We start from the raw sequence: 16,076 nt of genomic DNA on the forward strand, positions 1-16,076 counted from the left end.
TGGTGGGGGGAGCGAGGTCAGCCCTTGGTGGCGCCAAGGGTGATGCCTTTGACGAAGTAGCGCTGGGCGAAGGGGTAGGCCAGCAGGATCGGGCCGATCGTGACGGCCGTGAGGGCCAGCCGGAGCTGGTAGACCGGAGTCGCCTGCTCGGCGAGCTGCGGCAGCATCTGCGTGAACGAGATGTTGGAGATCAGGTTCTGCAGGACCAGGGGGAGCGGGAACTTGTGGACGTCGTCGAGGAACAGCAGCGCGGTGAACCACTCGTTCCAGTAGTGCACGGCATAGAACAGGCCCACGACGGCGAGGATCGGTTTGGACAGTGGTAGCGCGATCTGGAAGAAGATCCGCAGCTCGCCCGCGCCGTCCACCTTGGCCGATTCGAAGATCGACGCGGGGAGCTGGCGGAAGGCGCTCACCTGGATGAAGACCAGGAACGGGGCGACCAGCAGCGGCAGGATCACGGCGAAGTAGCTGTTCTGCAGGTGCAGATACTGCGTGACCAGCAGGTACAGCGGTACGAGCCCTCCGGTGAACAGCATCGGCAGGTAGGCGAAGACGGTCAGCGGCCGGCTGATGTACGGCAGGCGCCGGGCGATGACCCAGCTCACCCCCGAGGTCACGGCCAGGGACAGGGCGGTGCCGACCACGGTGATGAAGACGCTGGCGATGTAGGCGTCGAGCACCGCCGGACCGGTGAAGATCATCTTGTACGCGGTGAGGTCGAAGGCCGAGGGGAAGACGCTGTACCCGGTCACCGCAAGGTCCACCTCGCTGGTGAAGGACCCCGAGATGATCAGCCAGAACGGGATGGCGCAGGCCAGCACCGCGAATCCGACGCCGATGATGCTGATGATCGTGAAGGGCTCCAGCTTTCTACGGCTCATAGGACGCTGGTCTCCTTGGCGTACTTGCGCTGGATCATGACCGCGATCACCACGAGAATGAACCCGATCACCGACTGGAACAGGCCCACCGCGGCGGTGGTGCCGAAGTCGCCGAGCTGACGCAGGGCGCGGAACACGTACGTGTCGATGACGTCCGTCGTGTCGAAGAGGGTGCCGTTGTCACCGACGATCGCGTAGATGGTGCCGAAGTCGCCGTAGAAGATGCGGCCGACACCCAGCACCGTCAGGACCCCCGCAGTGGGCCGCAGCAGCGGAAGAGTGATCCGCCAGGCCATCTGCGCCCTCGACGCGCCATCGATCATCCCGGCCTCATAGACCTCTTCGGGGATCCCGGTGATCGCGGCCAGGAAGATGACGCTCATGTACCCGCCCAGCTGCCAGACCTTCACCACGGTGAGGATCCACGGCCACGGTCCCGGCTCGGTGTACCAGTCCAGCGTGGGCAGGGAGAACACGTTCAGCATGTCGTTGACGGCCCCGCCCCCGCCGGAGGCGCCCGCGAGGAAGACCTGCAACATGATGCTGATCACGACGGGGGAGACGAAGTAGGGGAAGAAGACCACGGACTGGGAGACCCGTTTGAAGAGCGTGCTCCGGATCTCGTTCAGCATGATCGCCAGGGTGATCCCCGCGGCGAGGGTCGTGGCCAGGAACAGGGCGTTGAGGAAGATCGTGTTGAACATGATCCGCGCCGCGTCCCCGGAATCCAGGAAGTACCTGAAGTTCTCCAGGCCGTTCCAGGGGCTGCCGAAGATGCCCTGAGAGACGTCGAAGGCCTTGAACGCGACCACCAGCCCGGCCATGGGCAGGTAGTTGAAGACCACGAAGTAGATGACCGCCGGCAGCGCGAGCAGCCCGGCCGCCAGGCTCACCCGCGCCCTCCTGGACCGGACGCGACGCTTGCTCTTGGGCGGCTCTGACGGCGGTCTCGTCTGCGTTTCCTGCCTGGTCTCCACCCTGCTCATCGCCAAGACTGCTCTCTCGCCACATTCGGCCGGTGGCATCGGGTGCAGTTCATGACATTCCTCCAGATTGGGCATCACGGCAGTTCTGGGCTCTGACATCCGCCGCGATGGTTGGCGGAGCTGTCCGGCGATAGAAACCGGTCTCTGCGAACGCTACGACTGCACAGCTCGTCCCACAAGAATGCGTTACGTATACGTTACAAATGACTACTTTTTGATCAAGGGAGATGCGGCTACCTGCGTGAACATTGACTTCCGGGCAAGCGTTGACCATTGGGAGGCCGTGGTCCTACCGTAGAAACCGATATCTACGAACTGGAGGGCCTCTCCGTGTCCACCCGCCCCAAGGCGCTGCTCGCCCTGCACGAGGAACATCTCGCGCTGCTCTTCCCCGCGCCCCTGCTGCGGCGTCTGGACGCGATCGCGGACATCGACGTGACGCTGGTCGCCGAGCGGTTCGACGATCCCCGCCTGTCCCTCGCCGAGACCGAGATCCTGATCACCGGCTGGGGCTGCCCCCCACTGGACGAGGCACTGCTGGCCGCCGCCCCCAGGCTGCGAGCCGTGCTGCACGCGGCCGGCTCGGTGAAGAACCTGGTCTCCCCGGCCTGCTGGGAGCGCGGCCTGCTGATCTCCTCGGCGGCCGACGCCAACGCGGTGCCGGTGGCCGAATACACCGTCGGCGCGATCCTGCTGGCCGGCAAGGGCGTCTTCACCCTGAGCGAGCGCTACCGGCGCGAGCGCACCTTCACCCTCGCCCAGATCCAGCCCTCGGTCGGTAACTACGGCCGGCGGGTGGGCATCGTCGGCGCCTCCCGGATCGGCCGCAAGGTGATCGACCTGCTCGCGCCCTACGACCTGGACCTGTGCCTGTACGACCCCTACACCAGCGTCGAGGGGATACGGCAGGCATCACTCGAAGAGCTGCTCAGCCGCAGCGACATCGTCAGCCTGCACGCTCCGGCCACCCCGGAGACCGGGCACATGCTGGACCGCGAGCGCCTGGAACTGATGCCGGACGGCGCGGTGCTGATCAACACGGCCAGGGGCAGCCTGGTGGACACCGACGCGCTGGTGGCCGAGCTGAAGTCGGGACGGCTGTCGGCGATCCTCGACGTCACCGAGCCCGAGCCGCTCCTGCCGCACTCGCAGCTCTTCGACCTGCCCAACGCCTTCCTCACCCCGCACATCGCCGGTTCGCATGGCAATGAGTTGTCCCGGATGGGCGCCGCCGTGCTGGACGAGTTGGAGCGGCTGGCCGCCGGGCTGCCGCTGGCGCATCGGGTGACTTATGACGACATGGAAAGGGCAGCCTGACGGGCTAGGCGTCCAGCACTTAGACGATCGCGTATGAATTCCGCACTTCAAAGCATTGGTCATCCTCTCCGGTCCTCCTACGTTTGAGCATCAGTTGATCCTTCGATAGGAGACATCGGATGCCACAACGGATTCTGGTCACCGGAGCGACCGGCACGGTCGGCCGTCAGGTGACAGCACAACTGCTCGAAGCCGGCGCCGAGGTACGCGCGCTGACCCGAGGACCGGCCGAGCTCCCGCCCGGCACCGAAAGCGTGCGCGGTGATCTGTCGGTGCTCGATTCCCTGTACGCCGCTGTCGAGGGCGTCGGGGCGGTGTTCCTGGTCTGGCCGTTCGCCTCGGCTGAGGGGCTGGAGGCGGTGCTGGCGGTGGCGGCCGAGCATGCCCGCCGGGTGGTCTATCTGTCATCGGCGGCGGTGCGTGAGCATGAACGGCAGGCCGAGCGGCTGATCGAACGGTCCGGGCTGGAGTGGACGATCCTGCGCCCGCACGCCTTCGCGGCCAACGCCCTGCGCTGGGCCGAGCAGATCCGCGCGGAGGGCGTGGTGCGTGCGCCGTACGGCCAGGCCGCGATGTCCCTGGTGCACGAGCGGGACATCGCGGCGGTCGCGGTGCGGGCACTGACCCGGGACGGACACGCCGGCGCCGTGTACGAGCTGACCGGGCCGCACTCACTGACCCAGGCCGAGCAGGCGCGCGTCATCGGCGAGGCGATCGGCCGCCCGGTGCGCTGGGAGGAGACCTCCCCGCAGGATGCCCGTCGGCAGATGCTGGCCCGAGGCTGGCCACCCGAGGCCGTGGACGGCATCCTGCGCGCCCAGGCCGAGATGGCCAACGGCCCGGCGCCGGTCACCGCCACCGTGGAGGAGGTCACCGCGGGTGCGGCGCGCACGTTCCGCTCGTGGGCGGCCGAGCACGCGCACGCCTTCGGCGCAAATCTGCGGAACGCGCAATATTCCGGTTGATAGGAAAGTTCTAGTATGCGTATATTTGGGTCATGGAGGAGACGCGGCGCGACCGGAAGAAGCGGCTGACCAGACAGCGGATCGTCATGGCGGCCATCAGGCTGTTCGAGGAGCAGGGGTACGAGCAGACCACGATGGCGCAGATCGCCGCGGCGGCGGATGTAGACCCCAAGACGTTCTCCAACTACTTCCGCAGCAAGGACGACGTGCTGTTCGTCGACGTCGGGCGGGACTACGACGTGATGCTCGAGGCGATCGCGAAGCGCGGGCCGCAGGAGAGTCCGGGCGAGGTGCTGGGCAGGATGGTCCAGGAATACCGAGCCCACCGACGGCCCAAGGTTCCCCGCCGGGAGCCCGAGGAGCTGTCGGCAACGGCCCGGCTGGTCCTGACCTCGCCGGCGCTCCAGGCGAAAAGCCTGTACATGCTGTTGGAGCTGCAGCAACGGATCGCCGACGAGCTGGTGCAGGCGTTCCCCGGCCAACTGGACCCGATCACGGCGGCGGCGATGACCGGATCCCTGCTGGGCGCCATTCAGCAGGCGGGCCTGACGAGTGTCCAGCTCGGCCGGTCGCAGGACGAACTGTGGGAGGCCACCCAGCGTGGCCTCGACATCGCCATGTCCGGCCTGCTCTCGGTGCGGCCGCCCACCGAACGAGCCCCGGCGCCACCGGCGTCCGCCGGAGAAGGGACCAACTGATCATGAAGGAGAGCGCCCGGCAACTCGCCCGCGACGCGCGACGCGCCATGCGCGAAGGACCTGCGGCGATCGCACGGCGGCAGCGTGCCCACCTGGCCGAGATGGTGGGCTACGCCCGCGCCAACTCGCCGTACTACCGCGAGCTGTACCGAGACCTGCCGGAGCAGGTCGACGACCCCACGCTGCTGCCGGTCACCGACAAGAAGACGCTGATGGGCCGCTTCGACGACTGGGTCACCGATAGCGAGGTGACCCTTGAGCGAGTCCAGGCGTTCGTGGCCGACCCCACCCTCGTGGGGGAGCGGTTCTGCGGCCGGTACCTGGTGGCCACGACCACCGGCACCAGCGGGGTGCGCGGCATCTTCCTGATGGATGAGCGGAGCATGGCCGTGGAGACCTCCCTCGGGTCACGCGCCGGCGCCGGTGTGGGAGTCGGCGACGTCCTCCGCACCCTCGCCCGCGCCGGCCGTAGCGCCATCATGTCCGCACCCGGCGGCCATTTTCTCAGTGCCGCCGGGACGGCCCGGTTCCGCCGGGACAGCCCGCTGCTCGGCCGGGCGATGCGGGTCTTCTCGATACACCAGCCGATGCCGGAACTGACGGCCGAGCTCAACCGGTACAACCCCGCGATCCTGGTCGGCTTCCTGAGCATGCTCACGCTGCTGGCCGGCGAGCAGGAAGCCGGTCGCCTGCGCATCCACCCGGTGCTGATCATCGGTGGCGGTGAGACGTCGACGGCGGGTGATCTGGACCGGCTCGCCACCGCGTTCGGTGCCAAGGTGCGCGTCGCCTACGCCGCCACCGAGTGCGGCTTCCTCAGCGTCGGCTGCCGGCACGGCTGGTACCACGTCAACAGCGACTGGGCCGTGCTCGAGCCGGTAGACGCCGACCACCGGCCGGTCGCGCCGGGTGAGTGGTCGCACACGGTCCTGCTCAGCAACCTCGTCAACCGCGTTCAGCCGATCCTGCGCTACGACCTCGGTGACAGCGTCCTGCTCCGCCCCGATCCCTGCCCGTGCGGCAGCCCGCTGCCCGCCATCCGGGTGCGGGGCCGCGCCGCCGACATGCTCACCTTCCCCACCGGTCGCGGCGAGAACGTCAGCATCTCGCCCATGGCCTTCGGCACCCTGCTGGACCGCGCCCCCGGCATCGAACAGTTCCAGATCGTCCAGACAACGCCCACCACGCTGCGCGTGCGCCTGCAGCCCGAGGACAGCGCCGACGCCGACCGCGTGTGGGAGGCGGTGTGCAGTGAGATCACTCACCTGCTCACCGAGCACAAGGTCGGTGACGTCACGCTCGAACGCGCCGAGGAGCCGCCGCAGCGGGCGCCCGGGGGCAAGTACCGCAGGATCATCCCGCTGGCCAAACCGTGACCATAGCCGCATCCAAGATCGCCTGAGGTTCGCGGTGTCTTCTCGCCCGCGGGCCGCGAATGGTCACTGAGCATTGATGGAAGCGGTGCTCATCTGGTGCAGGTAGGCGTCGATCAACGCGTGGGTGGCGCGCGGTTGTTCGATCTGTGGCAGGTGGCCGGCCTCGGGGATGATCTCAAGCTGGGCGTTGCCGAAGGCGGCCGCGTACGCCGTGCCGTAGGCGGGGGTGACGATGCGGTCGCTCTCTCCCCAGAGCAGCAGGGTAGGCAGGTGGACGCGTGCCAGGCGGTGCGCGAGCTTGGGATCGTGCATGTAGGGGTCGCCGGCCAGGATGCGCATGGTGGCCATGTTCGCCTGCCGGAGGGCGAGTTGCTCGGCGGGAATGCCGGCGGGGTCGACGTAGAAGCGGGCCGAGTCGTGCCAGGAGTACTCGGCGACGCCGCGGGCGTCGAGGGCGAAGAAGTCTCTGATCGGTTCGGTGGGGACGTGTACGCCGACGGGGTCGATCAGCACGAGCCCGGTGATGATTCCCGCATTGTCGAGTACGGCCATCTCGGCGGCGGTCCAGCCGCCGAGTGAGGAGCCGATGACCAGCACGTCGGACAGGTGATGGTCGCGCAGGTAGTGCAGGTAGGCGAGGGCGAGGTCGTCGATGCCGGTGAACCGGTCAGGGCGGGGGGTGCCGTCCCAGCCGGGGTGGGTGGGAGCGATGGTGTGGGTGGTCCGCGCGAGATGGTCGGCGAGCCCGGCGACGGTGGCGGGGCCGCCACCGCCGTGCAGGACCAGGACGGGCCGGCCGGTTCCGGCCTCGGACAGAGTGAGCGGCAGGTCCGGATAGAGCGCGATGGTGCGGGGTGCAGGCATGGCCACACCATAACTAAACTTGTTGATATAAGCTAGTTGAGTAAGCGCTAGACTGGGTCCATGCCCGGTGAACTGCAAGTCCTTGGAAGAGCGGTCAAGCAAGCCCAGTACCGGCAGCACCGGGCGCTGGACAGCCGGCTCGCCACCGTCGGCACCACGCTGGCTCAGTGGGACGCCCTGCGCGCGATCAGCCGTACACCAGGGGCATCGGCCCGTGCTCTGGCCGCGGCGACGTTCCAGAGCGAGCAGGCGTTCGGCACACTCGCCAACCGACTGGTGGCGCAGGGCCTGATCGAGCGCAGGCCGGGCCATGGGCGACGCATCGAGCACCATCTGACACCCGCCGGCGAGCAGGTGCTCGACGCGGGGCACCAGGTCGCCGACGAGGTCCTGGCCACCTGCTATTCGACCCTGTCGCCAGGGGACCGCGCGACCCTGCTCGATCTGCTGCGGCGCCTCAACGAGGGCGGCGATGCCTAGCCTCTCACGCGTCCTGCCGTGACCAGCTCTTGCCGTAACCAGCAGAAAGAGGCTCTTCACCAGCGGAAAGGTGGTGAAGGCCTCTTTCGTTGTGCCCGGCAGGCTACGGCCGCGGGAACGCGGCCCGGCCGTGTCGCTCAGGCGAGTCGCCACTCCTGGTTGCGCTGGGCGGGCAGGCAGGTCCACTGGTGGACGTTGGCCCCCTCCTCCGTGCTGACACCCGCCACGTCCAGGCACTTGCCGCTGTGACGAGCGACCAGGGAGAAGTAGCCGTTGTCCTTCTGGACGAGCCGCCATTCCTGGTTGCGCTGGGCGAAGAGGCAGGTCCACTGGTGGACGTTGGCTCCGTCGGCGGTGCTGACGCCCGAGACGTCCAGGCACTTGCCGCTGTGCGTGGCGCGGAGGGTGTAGTAACCATCGCTGGTCGCCACGAAGTTCCACTCCTGGTTGGCCTGTCCGTTGATGCAGGTCCACTGGTGGACGTTGGCGCCGTCGGCCGTGCTGACGCCCGAGACGTCCAGGCACTTGCCACTGTGACGGGCCACCAGGGTCGCCGAGAACTTGGGGAGCAGCCGCTCCGGCGCGCCGGCGGTGACGGCGTTCGCCGCTGACGCCGTGGTGAACGGGCCGGCCAGCAGAGCAGCCGCGACAGCAACGGCTTGACCAGCATGAATGAGTGTCATCGAACCTCCTGAGACGCTCTCGAAAGATCAGCAGGTCCGTAGTAACACGGATCACTCAGCGTATCGGGGAGTTGCCGTATGTGTTGATCTTCGTGTCGCGCTCCAAGTAGCCCCTGATCGGCAGCCCTGACCGTCGCTGCAGGACGGCCTTAAGGATTCCGTAAATGGGTTCCGCCAAGCTGAAGGCACAGGAAGACGGCGGGGCCGGACGGACCCGCTTTCCGCACCACGAGCGAAAAGAGTGGGCAGATGGCGAGCAGGCTGGTGGTTTCGACCTTCGTGTCGCTGGACGGTGTCATGCAGGGTCCCGGCGGGGCCGGCGAGGACGACTCCAACGGATTCCCGTACGGCGGATGGCTGCCTCCGCACGTGGATGAGGGGTTCGGCCGCATCATGAGCGAGCAGTTCGAGCGCGCGGACGGCATCCTTCTGGGCCGCAGGTCGTACGAGATCCTCGCCTCGCACTGGCCCGGCGTGCCCGACGAGGAGGGTGGCGCCAAGATCAACGGCATGGCGAAGTACGTCGCCACGCGGACGCCGATGACCGCCGAGTGGCGCAACACCCAGGTCCTGGTGGGCGAGGCCGCTCAGACGGTCGCCGATCTCAAGCGGCGCACCGACGGAGAGATCCTCGTCCAGGGCAGCAGCGACCTCATGCGGACGCTGCAGCAGGCCGAACTGATCGACGAGTACCGCCTGCTGGTCTTCCCCGTCATCCTCGGCCAGGGAAAACGGCTCTTCGCCGAGGGGACCACTCCGGCCGGGCTGAAGGTCACCGGGTCGACCGTCACCGACGCCGGCGTCGTGTACACCACCTACGAATGGGCGGGCAAACCCTCACTCAGCTCACTGTGAAGCGTGCGGGGCGGCGCAAGGGCCATGGGTCCACCGTCTCCAGGGCGGAGGCGAGCCGGATGAGCACGGCCTCGTCCCAGGGGCCCGCCACGAGCTGGGCGCCGATCGGGAGGCCGGTGGGGGAGGTGTGCAGCGGAAGGCTGATCGCCGGCAGGCCGGTGATGTTGCAGACCGCGGTGAAGGAGATCATCTGGGTTTCGGTGACCCGCAGCCCGTCGGGGTTGTCGTTGGCCTCCCGCAGCACGGCGTCAACGGGCGGCGGGGGGCAGGCCATGGTGGGGGTGAGCAGGACGTCGAAGTCGCCGCCCCACTGGGCGACGACGGCGCGGGATTCGAGCTGCAGGCGGAACGCGGCCTGGACGTACTCGCCGGAGTGCCTGGTGGCCGCGCGCTCCATCCGGCGGCGCAGGTGTGCTTCGGCGAGTTCCGGCTGGTCGTACGGCATGGCCCACAGGGCGGCGTCCAGCACGGTCTGCGCGTACCCCGTGATGGCCTCCTCGGTGAAGAAGCGGGGAGAGACGGGGAACACGTCGTGCCCGAGCGACTCCAGAAGCCGCGCCGCCCGCTCGGCCGCTTCGACGCAGACGGGGTCCACCGGCATACCGGTGGGCGCCTGGGTGAGCAGGCCGACGCGCAGCCGCCCGCTGTCGCGCCCCACCTCGTCGGCGAAGGGGCGTTCCGGCGCGGGCGCCTGGTACCAGGCGAGGCGGTCCGGTACGGACATGATGTCGAGCAGTGCGGCCGCGTCGCGCGTGTAGCGGGTGATGGCTCCCTCGACGGTGGCGTGTTCCCATGCGGCCACCTGTTGCGGGACCCGCCCCCGGCTGGGTTTGAGCCCCACCAGGCCGCAGCTGGAGGACGGCATGCGGATCGAGCCGCCGCCGTCGTTGGCGTGCGCCACGGGGCTCAGCCCGGCGGCCACCGCGGCCGCCGCGCCGCCGCTGGACCCGCCTGGGCTGCGGGTGGGGTCCCAGGGGTTGCGGGCGCTGCCGAAGCGGCGGTTGTCGGTGGTGGACAGCAGGCCCATCTCGGGGCTGTTCGTGCGGCCCATGAGCAGGAACCCGGCGTCCAGGAAGCGCTTGACCACCGGTTCGCTCCCGGGCCTGGGCCGGTCGTTCACGCCCAGGGAGCCGTAGGTGGCGGGCTGCCCTTCCACCTCGGTCAGTTCCTTGATCGGGATCGGCACGCCGTGGAAGGGCGGCAGGTCTTCGCCGTCGGCGACGGCCTGCTCGGCCCGTCTGGCGGCGGCGCGCACGTCGTCGTCGTTGCGCCAGACGAAGCAGGCGAGGTCAGGGCCGTAGCGGTCGATGCGCTCCAGGTAGGTTTCGACGATCTCGACGGGGCTCAGTTCGCGCTTGCGGATGGCCGTGGCGAGATCGGTGGCGGCGGCGAAGGGATCCATTTCAGCTCCAGACAGGGATCAGCGGACCATGAGCAGCTCGTCGAGCCGCTGACGGGTTTCGGGGCCGGTGGGCGCGTCGAGCACGACGCGGCCCGCCTCCATGACGACGGCTCGGTGGCACCAGTCGAGCATCAGCCCGGCGTGCTGGTCGACGACGATCACGGCGGCGCCGTCGGCGGCGACGGCGGCCAGCGCGGCGAGCACCCCGCTCACGAGCGAGGGTTGCAGGCCCTGGGTGAGCTCGTCGATCACCACCATCCGCCGCCCGGCCAGGATCGACCGGGCCACGCCGAGCTGCTGTTTCTGCCCGCCGGACAGGGTGCCGGCCGGCTGGCCGGCCCGTTCGGTCAGGAGCGGGAACAGCTCTCGCGGGTCGGCGGCGGGGACGAATCCCTTCCGGGTGGCCAGGCGGAGGTTCTCGGTGACGGTCAGCGACGGGAACACGCCGCGGTCCTCGGGCATGAGGGAGGCGCCCCACCTGGCGAGCAGGTCGGGGCGGCCCGGCGGTACGGTGCGGCCGTCGAAGACGACCTCGCCGCCCTGCCGGTCGGCCAGCCCGAAGACCGTGCGCAGCAGGGTCGTCTTGCCGGTTCCGTTGCGTCCCAGGAGCGCGACGACCTCGCCCGCGGCGACGCTTATGTCCACCCCGTGGACGACGTTCGCCTGGCCGTATCCGCCGGACAGTCCGTTCAGCGTGAGCATCAGTGTGCCCCCAGGTAGGCCTCGCGCACGGCCGTGTCGGTCACGATCGCGTCCATGGGGCCGTGCGCGATGATCCGGCCGCCGTCCAGCACCACGACCTCGTCGGCGAGCTCCCTGACGATCTCCATGTCGTGTTCGACGACGAGCATGGCGCAGCCGGTCCGTACGGCGACCTGCTTCAGCTCCCGGGTGAGCCGCCAGGCGTCCTGCCGTCCCATGCCCGCCGCCGGCTCGTCCAGCAGGACCAGTCGCGGGGCTCCGGCGAGCACCATGGCCAGTTCCAGGCGCCGCCGGTCGGCCAGCGGGAGGGTGCCCGCCTCGATCGCGTCGTCGGTCTCCAGGTCCCTGTACTCCTCCGGCAGGTCGGCCCGGGCCGGTGCCTCCATGCGCGCCAGCCGGATGTTGTCGGCGGGGGACAGCTCCGTGATGACGCTGGGGATCTGGAACATGCGGCCCAGCCCCATGGCGACCCGGCGGTGCACCGGTACGGCGGAGGCGTCCCGGCCGAAGATGTCGAGTGTTCCGGCGTCGGCCGCGAGCTGACCGGCGACGATGGCCAGCAGGGTGCTCTTGCCCGCGCCGTTGGGCCCGATCAGGCAGACGCACCGGCCCGGCGGCACGGTGAGGTCCACGCCGTCGAGAACCCGGACAGGGCCGAAGGACTTGGCGATCCCCCGCAGCGACAGGGCGGCTTCCGCACCTGGCGCGGGCGCCGGCCCAGGCCGTCCGGGCCGTGCGGCGGCCGGGGGCAGGGTCAGGGTGGGGGCGCCACGGGCGAGCCGGGCGCGGACGAGCCCGGCCAGGCCGCCCGGCGCCACCTGGACGACCAGGACGAACAGGGCGGCGAGCGCCAGGATGTACCAGCCCTGCCAGGTGGGGCCCAGGATCTGCTGGCCGATCGTGAGCGCGCCCGCGCCGAGCAGGGCGCCCAGCGTGGATTCCCGGCCGCCCAGAGCGAGCCAGACCAGGACACCTGTCGACAGGCCAAGGCCGAACACCGGCGGGGAGACCAGCCCGGCGACGGGGGCGTACAGGGCTCCGGCGACCGTCGAGACGGCCGCGCTCGCGGCGAAGGCGGCCGACCGGACGCGGACGGTGTCGATCCCCGACTGCGCGGCGCGTTCGGGGTTGCGAGCGGCGGCCGTCAACCGGGCGCCGAACCGGCTGCGGACGATCAGCCAGGTGCACAGCCCCACCACCACGGCGACCGTGACCAGGGTGCGGTAGTAGGTGGTGACCACGTCCGAGGTGGACACCGCCAGGCCGTTGGTCCCGCCCGTGACCGACGTGAGCGTGGTCGCCGCCTTCTGCAGGAGCAGGCTGACCCCCAGCGTCAGCAGGATCAGCGGCGCGTCGGGTATGCCGGACGCCAGGCCGATCCTGACCACGATCAGCCCGAGCACGGTCGTCGCGGCCAGGGCCACGACCAGCGCGAGCGCCAAGGGAACGCCGTGTTCCTCGCTCAGCGCCACCGCGTAGGCGCCGCAGCCGAAGAAGGCCGCGTGGCCGACGCTGAGCAGTCCGGCTCGCCCCCATGCCAGGTCCAGGCCATAGGTGAACAGCCCGTAGCACAGACCGAGGGTCAAGGTGGCGACGGCGAAGGCGCTGAGCCCGAAAGGCGCCGCCGCCAGGGCGAGCAGGACCAGCACGGCGGCGGCCACGGCGAATCTGCCCCTGCGCCCAGCGGCGCTCACGAGCATCCCTGCTTGGCCACGGTGTCGGCGATCGGGCCGAGGTCGCGCGTCACCTTGTAGGCGCCGCCCGGCTCGATGGTGGTCTCCAGCATGTTCGCCTGCAGCAGGTGGTTGGCCGGCTCGAAGCGCGTGCCCTTCCCCAGCGGGGAGTCGAACCGCAACTGCCCGATCTGGGTGTTGATCGCCTGCGGGTCGTTGCCGCCGGCCTTGCCCGCGGCGGCCAGGAAGAACTGGATGCCGAAGTAGGCGTTCCCCGCGACCTCCGGAACGGGCGGCGTCCACTTGTTCTTCGCCCGGTAGTCGGCGACGAACTTCTTGCTCTCGGCGTTGTCGAGCTGGTCGGTCCAGCGCACGATGTGGGTGCGCCCGTTCACCAGGTCGCCGAGCGCCGGGTAGTAGTCGGCGTCCAACGGTGCGCCGTCGTACCCCAGCTTGGCGGTGAACAGCCCGAACTGCTTGGCCTGCTGACTGAAGGCCACCGCGTCCGCGCCGACCACCATGGACAACAGCACGTCGGGTTTGGCGTCCTTCAGCCGGGTGATGACCGCCTGCCAGTCGGTCTGGCCGAGCGGGCTGTACTCCTCCGCGACGATCGTGCCGCCGGCCGACTTGGTGAGTTCCTTGACGATGCCGGCGTAGAAGTGCGGGTAGTTGTAGTCCGATCCGGTGATCGCCACCCGCTTGCCGTACGTGCGGATCATCTCCGGGACGCTGGGCAGGAGTATCTGGCGGGTGGACTCACCGAAGCCCCACGAGTAGGGGAAGCAGCGCTCGGTGTCGCCCAGGATGGCCGTGCCGAACGGGACCTTGGCGTCGTCGGCGACCTTGCTCACCGCTTCCGCGGTGTCGCCGGTGATGGTGCCGAACAGCATCGACGCGTGATCCTGCTGGATGAGCCTGCGGGCGAGCTGGGTGGAGGTGGCCGGGTCGCCGGCGTCGTCGACGACGACGTACTCGACCTTCTTGCCGTTGACCCCTCCGCTGTCGTTGACTTTCTGCACGCCGAGCTCGAAGCCGCGCTGGAGCGCCTTGCCCGCATCGCTCACCGGGCCGGTGAGCGGGAGGACCACGCCGATCTTCAACGCCGCCCCGGTGTCGCCCGCGGAGTTGGAGACGGCCGAGCCGCTGCACGCCGTGAGGGCCAGCAGGGCGGTCATGGTGATCGTCAGGACGGCCGTGCGGGAGTAAGGATGCGTCGGGACCATGAAAGCAACCTCCGTATGTGGGAACGCGACCGGAGCGCCGCGGCCCCGATGACGACGATGTAGAAGAGCGCGTCGGCGAGGGTGTCGGTGAGCCAGGTGCGCAGCAGCACCGCCAGGGCCGCCACCAGGAGCGCCGCGATGACAGCCGTCCCCAGGGCGCCCGGGCGGCTGAACAGCAGCGCGAAGAACACGGGCACGAGCAGGCCGAAGCCCATGGTCGGATTCACCGCCAGGAGCGGGCTGTACAGGACCCCCGCCAGCACGGCCAGCATCCCTCCGGCGACGAAGGCCGCGGTCCGTATCCGGCGCGGATCGGTGCCGAGCAGCGCCGCCATCGTGGCGTTGTCCGCGACCGCGCGCAGCGTGAGCCCCCAGCCCGTCCGGTAGGCCACCAGCAGGACGCCGCCGATGACGGCCGCGGCCACCAGGGCGGAGATCAGCCGGTACGCCGGATAGGGAGTGCCCAGCACCTCGACCGTGCTCCCCACGGGAGCCGCGACAGTCCGCGACGTCGAGGTGAACAGCAACTCGGCGCCCTGCCGCAGCGCCATGCCCACACCCCAGGTGACCAGCATCGTGGCCAGGCCGTCCGCCAGCGGCCGCCGCAGCAGAGCCCGCTCGATCACCATCAGCAGCGGGACGGACAGCACGAGGGCCAGCAGCACCCGCCACCCGAACGCGACGGTGGTGGCGGTGGCGGCCACGTAAGCGCCGGTCATGGCCAGGTCGCCTTGGGCGAGGTTGACCACCCGCAGCGCGGCGAAGACGATCGCGACGCCGAGGGTGAGCAGACCGTACAGCCCGAACTGGCTCAAGATGGCGAGCAGAACGTCCACGCTGGTCCGCCTTTCACCTGTTGACCAGAAGGAATGCTCAGATGATGGCCGCGAGGTGACGGACGAACTGGTGCGACAGCGCACACTTGTGGTCTTCCAGCGCTTGGGACGACACTGAGTGACGCGCAACGGCTGGTGGAGGAGTAGCCATGCCCTACGAGCAGAGACCGGACGGGACCCTCGTCTACGGCTATCTCGACCCCGCCGCACGCCCGGGTACGCACGCGTCCGACGCGGTTCTCGTGCGGGATGAGGGCCAAGTTTATCAGGCGGAGATGCGGCCGTACCGCTTCGGCCTGCTGGGCGCGTGCGAGATCGCCGGCGAGCAGCGGGTACGGGTGAACTCCCTCCGCTCGACGGCCGTGCCGGAAGGTGAGCATCTCCTCGGCCTGGTCCGGTACGGACACGCCTGGCTGGAACAGGACGGTCGCCTCGCCTCGCTGTCCCCCGGCGAGTTCACGCTCTACTGCGGCTCGCGGCCGTTCCGGCTGGAGTTCGACGGCCCCTACCGCTACTTCCTGATCAGGATCGCGGCGATCCCGGCGGATCCTCTCTTCGGCACCGCCCGCGGCGTCACCGCGAACCATGAGATCCTCCGGCTGCCCAGCGCCCGGATCCTGGCGGCCATGCTGATGGAGCTGGCCGACCAGGCGCCGGAGCTGGGTCCGCTGGCCGGGCACGAGCTGGGCCACCACGTCACCGCCATGCTCAGGACGGTGCTGTGCGAGTCGTCCCGGCCAGGCCCGGCCGGTGAGGGCGTTTCCCTGCTGGAGCGGATACTGGACCACATCGACCGCCACCTCGGGGACGACCTGCTCCCCGGCACGATCGCCGCCGCCCACCACGTTTCGGTGCGCTACCTGCACAAGCTGTTCGAGCAGCAGGGCCGGCCGGTCAGCGACCACGTGCGCAGCCGGCGGCTGGACCGCATCCGCCAGGACCTCGCCGACCCGGCACTCGCCGGCCTGCCCGCCCAGGCCGTCGCCGGACGCTGGGGGATCAAGGACCCCAGCCACTTCAGCAAGCTGTTCCGGGCAGAGTACGGGATCTCACCTCGCGAGTTCCGGCGCGAGGCGACCGCGTCACCTGGTGAGATCGTCCGCCACAGGTAGCAAGGCCTGCCGGTATG

16 protein-coding genes are annotated in these 16,076 nt (G+C 69.5%); 7 read left to right on the forward strand and 9 right to left on the reverse strand.

What is annotated here, in order from left to right:
* Positions 1 to 17 precede the first annotated feature (17 nt).
* Positions 18 to 884, reverse strand: coding sequence for a carbohydrate ABC transporter permease (locus AB0F17_RS13045; protein ID WP_358020943.1), 867 nt, complete (start codon positions 882 to 884; stop codon positions 18 to 20).
* On the reverse strand, positions 881 to 1,777 hold the full coding sequence (locus AB0F17_RS13050; protein WP_358020946.1) for an ABC transporter permease subunit: 897 nt from the start codon (positions 1,775 to 1,777) through the stop codon (positions 881 to 883). Before AB0F17_RS13050 ends, AB0F17_RS13045 begins: the two co-directional genes overlap by 4 nt.
* Before the next feature lie 423 nt (positions 1,778 to 2,200).
* Between AB0F17_RS13050 and AB0F17_RS13055 the strand changes: the two genes are divergently transcribed.
* The 4 genes from AB0F17_RS13055 to AB0F17_RS13070 all read left to right on the forward strand — a co-directional run bounded on the left by AB0F17_RS13055 (position 2,201) and on the right by AB0F17_RS13070 (position 6,226).
* Positions 2,201 to 3,187 (forward strand): hydroxyacid dehydrogenase, encoded by a 987-nt coding sequence (locus tag AB0F17_RS13055; RefSeq protein ID WP_358020949.1) that lies wholly within the window; start codon positions 2,201 to 2,203, stop codon positions 3,185 to 3,187.
* Positions 3,188 to 3,306: 119 nt separating this feature from the next.
* Positions 3,307 to 4,152, forward strand: a complete 846-nt coding sequence (locus AB0F17_RS13060; RefSeq protein ID WP_358020952.1) for an NAD(P)H-binding protein — start codon at positions 3,307 to 3,309, stop codon at positions 4,150 to 4,152.
* Positions 4,153 to 4,184: 32 nt separating this feature from the next.
* The gene (locus AB0F17_RS13065; RefSeq protein WP_358020955.1) at positions 4,185 to 4,850 is read left to right on the forward strand and encodes a TetR/AcrR family transcriptional regulator; all 666 of its coding nucleotides are present in this window, start codon (positions 4,185 to 4,187) and stop codon (positions 4,848 to 4,850) included.
* Positions 4,851 to 4,852: 2 nt separating this feature from the next.
* Complete coding sequence (locus tag AB0F17_RS13070) at positions 4,853 to 6,226, forward strand: hypothetical protein (protein WP_358020958.1); 1,374 nt, start codon at positions 4,853 to 4,855, stop codon at positions 6,224 to 6,226.
* A gap of 63 nt (positions 6,227 to 6,289) precedes the next feature.
* Here the strand turns inward: AB0F17_RS13070 and AB0F17_RS13075 are convergent, their stop codons facing one another.
* Positions 6,290 to 7,090: an alpha/beta fold hydrolase gene (locus AB0F17_RS13075; RefSeq protein ID WP_358020961.1), complete on the reverse strand. Its 801-nt coding sequence runs from the start codon at positions 7,088 to 7,090 to the stop codon at positions 6,290 to 6,292.
* Between the two features lie 60 nt (positions 7,091 to 7,150).
* On the opposite strand from AB0F17_RS13075, the gene AB0F17_RS13080 reads away from it, so the two are divergent.
* A complete protein-coding gene (locus AB0F17_RS13080) occupies positions 7,151 to 7,570 on the forward strand; it encodes a MarR family winged helix-turn-helix transcriptional regulator (protein ID WP_358020964.1) in 420 nt (139 codons plus the stop codon).
* A 137-nt stretch (positions 7,571 to 7,707) separates the two neighbouring features.
* Here the strand turns inward: AB0F17_RS13080 and AB0F17_RS13085 are convergent, their stop codons facing one another.
* The gene (locus tag AB0F17_RS13085; protein WP_358020967.1) at positions 7,708 to 8,253 is read right to left on the reverse strand and encodes an RICIN domain-containing protein; all 546 of its coding nucleotides are present in this window, start codon (positions 8,251 to 8,253) and stop codon (positions 7,708 to 7,710) included.
* Positions 8,254 to 8,502: 249 nt separating this feature from the next.
* Between AB0F17_RS13085 and AB0F17_RS13090 the strand changes: the two genes are divergently transcribed.
* The gene (locus AB0F17_RS13090) at positions 8,503 to 9,108 is read left to right on the forward strand and encodes a dihydrofolate reductase family protein (RefSeq protein ID WP_358020970.1); all 606 of its coding nucleotides are present in this window, start codon (positions 8,503 to 8,505) and stop codon (positions 9,106 to 9,108) included.
* Here AB0F17_RS13090 and AB0F17_RS13095 read toward each other — a convergent pair.
* The 5 genes from AB0F17_RS13095 to AB0F17_RS13115 are packed head-to-tail and all read right to left on the reverse strand — an operon-like array spanning position 9,095 to position 14,947.
* Positions 9,095 to 10,510, reverse strand: a complete 1,416-nt coding sequence (locus AB0F17_RS13095; protein WP_358020973.1) for an amidase — start codon at positions 10,508 to 10,510, stop codon at positions 9,095 to 9,097. The genes AB0F17_RS13090 and AB0F17_RS13095 overlap by 14 nt on opposite strands.
* Before the next feature lie 18 nt (positions 10,511 to 10,528).
* Positions 10,529 to 11,212: an ATP-binding cassette domain-containing protein gene (locus tag AB0F17_RS13100; protein WP_358020976.1), complete on the reverse strand. Its 684-nt coding sequence runs from the start codon at positions 11,210 to 11,212 to the stop codon at positions 10,529 to 10,531.
* Positions 11,212 to 12,906 (reverse strand): ATP-binding cassette domain-containing protein, encoded by a 1,695-nt coding sequence (locus AB0F17_RS13105; RefSeq protein WP_358020979.1) that lies wholly within the window; start codon positions 12,904 to 12,906, stop codon positions 11,212 to 11,214. The genes AB0F17_RS13100 and AB0F17_RS13105 overlap by 1 nt, the downstream gene beginning before the upstream one ends.
* Complete coding sequence (locus AB0F17_RS13110; RefSeq protein WP_358020982.1) at positions 12,903 to 14,111, reverse strand: ABC transporter substrate-binding protein; 1,209 nt, start codon at positions 14,109 to 14,111, stop codon at positions 12,903 to 12,905. The genes AB0F17_RS13105 and AB0F17_RS13110 overlap by 4 nt, the downstream gene beginning before the upstream one ends.
* On the reverse strand, positions 14,072 to 14,947 hold the full coding sequence (locus AB0F17_RS13115; protein WP_358020985.1) for a branched-chain amino acid ABC transporter permease: 876 nt from the start codon (positions 14,945 to 14,947) through the stop codon (positions 14,072 to 14,074). Before AB0F17_RS13115 ends, AB0F17_RS13110 begins: the two co-directional genes overlap by 40 nt.
* Before the next feature lie 149 nt (positions 14,948 to 15,096).
* On the opposite strand from AB0F17_RS13115, the gene AB0F17_RS13120 reads away from it, so the two are divergent.
* Entirely contained in the window at positions 15,097 to 16,059 is a 963-nt protein-coding gene (locus AB0F17_RS13120; protein WP_358020988.1) for a helix-turn-helix domain-containing protein, read from the forward strand.
* The last annotated feature ends 17 nt before the right edge of the window (positions 16,060 to 16,076 follow it).

Origin of the sequence: Nonomuraea sp. NPDC026600, assembly GCF_040638335.1 — a bacterium.
Classification (GTDB): domain Bacteria; phylum Actinomycetota; class Actinomycetes; order Streptosporangiales; family Streptosporangiaceae; genus Nonomuraea.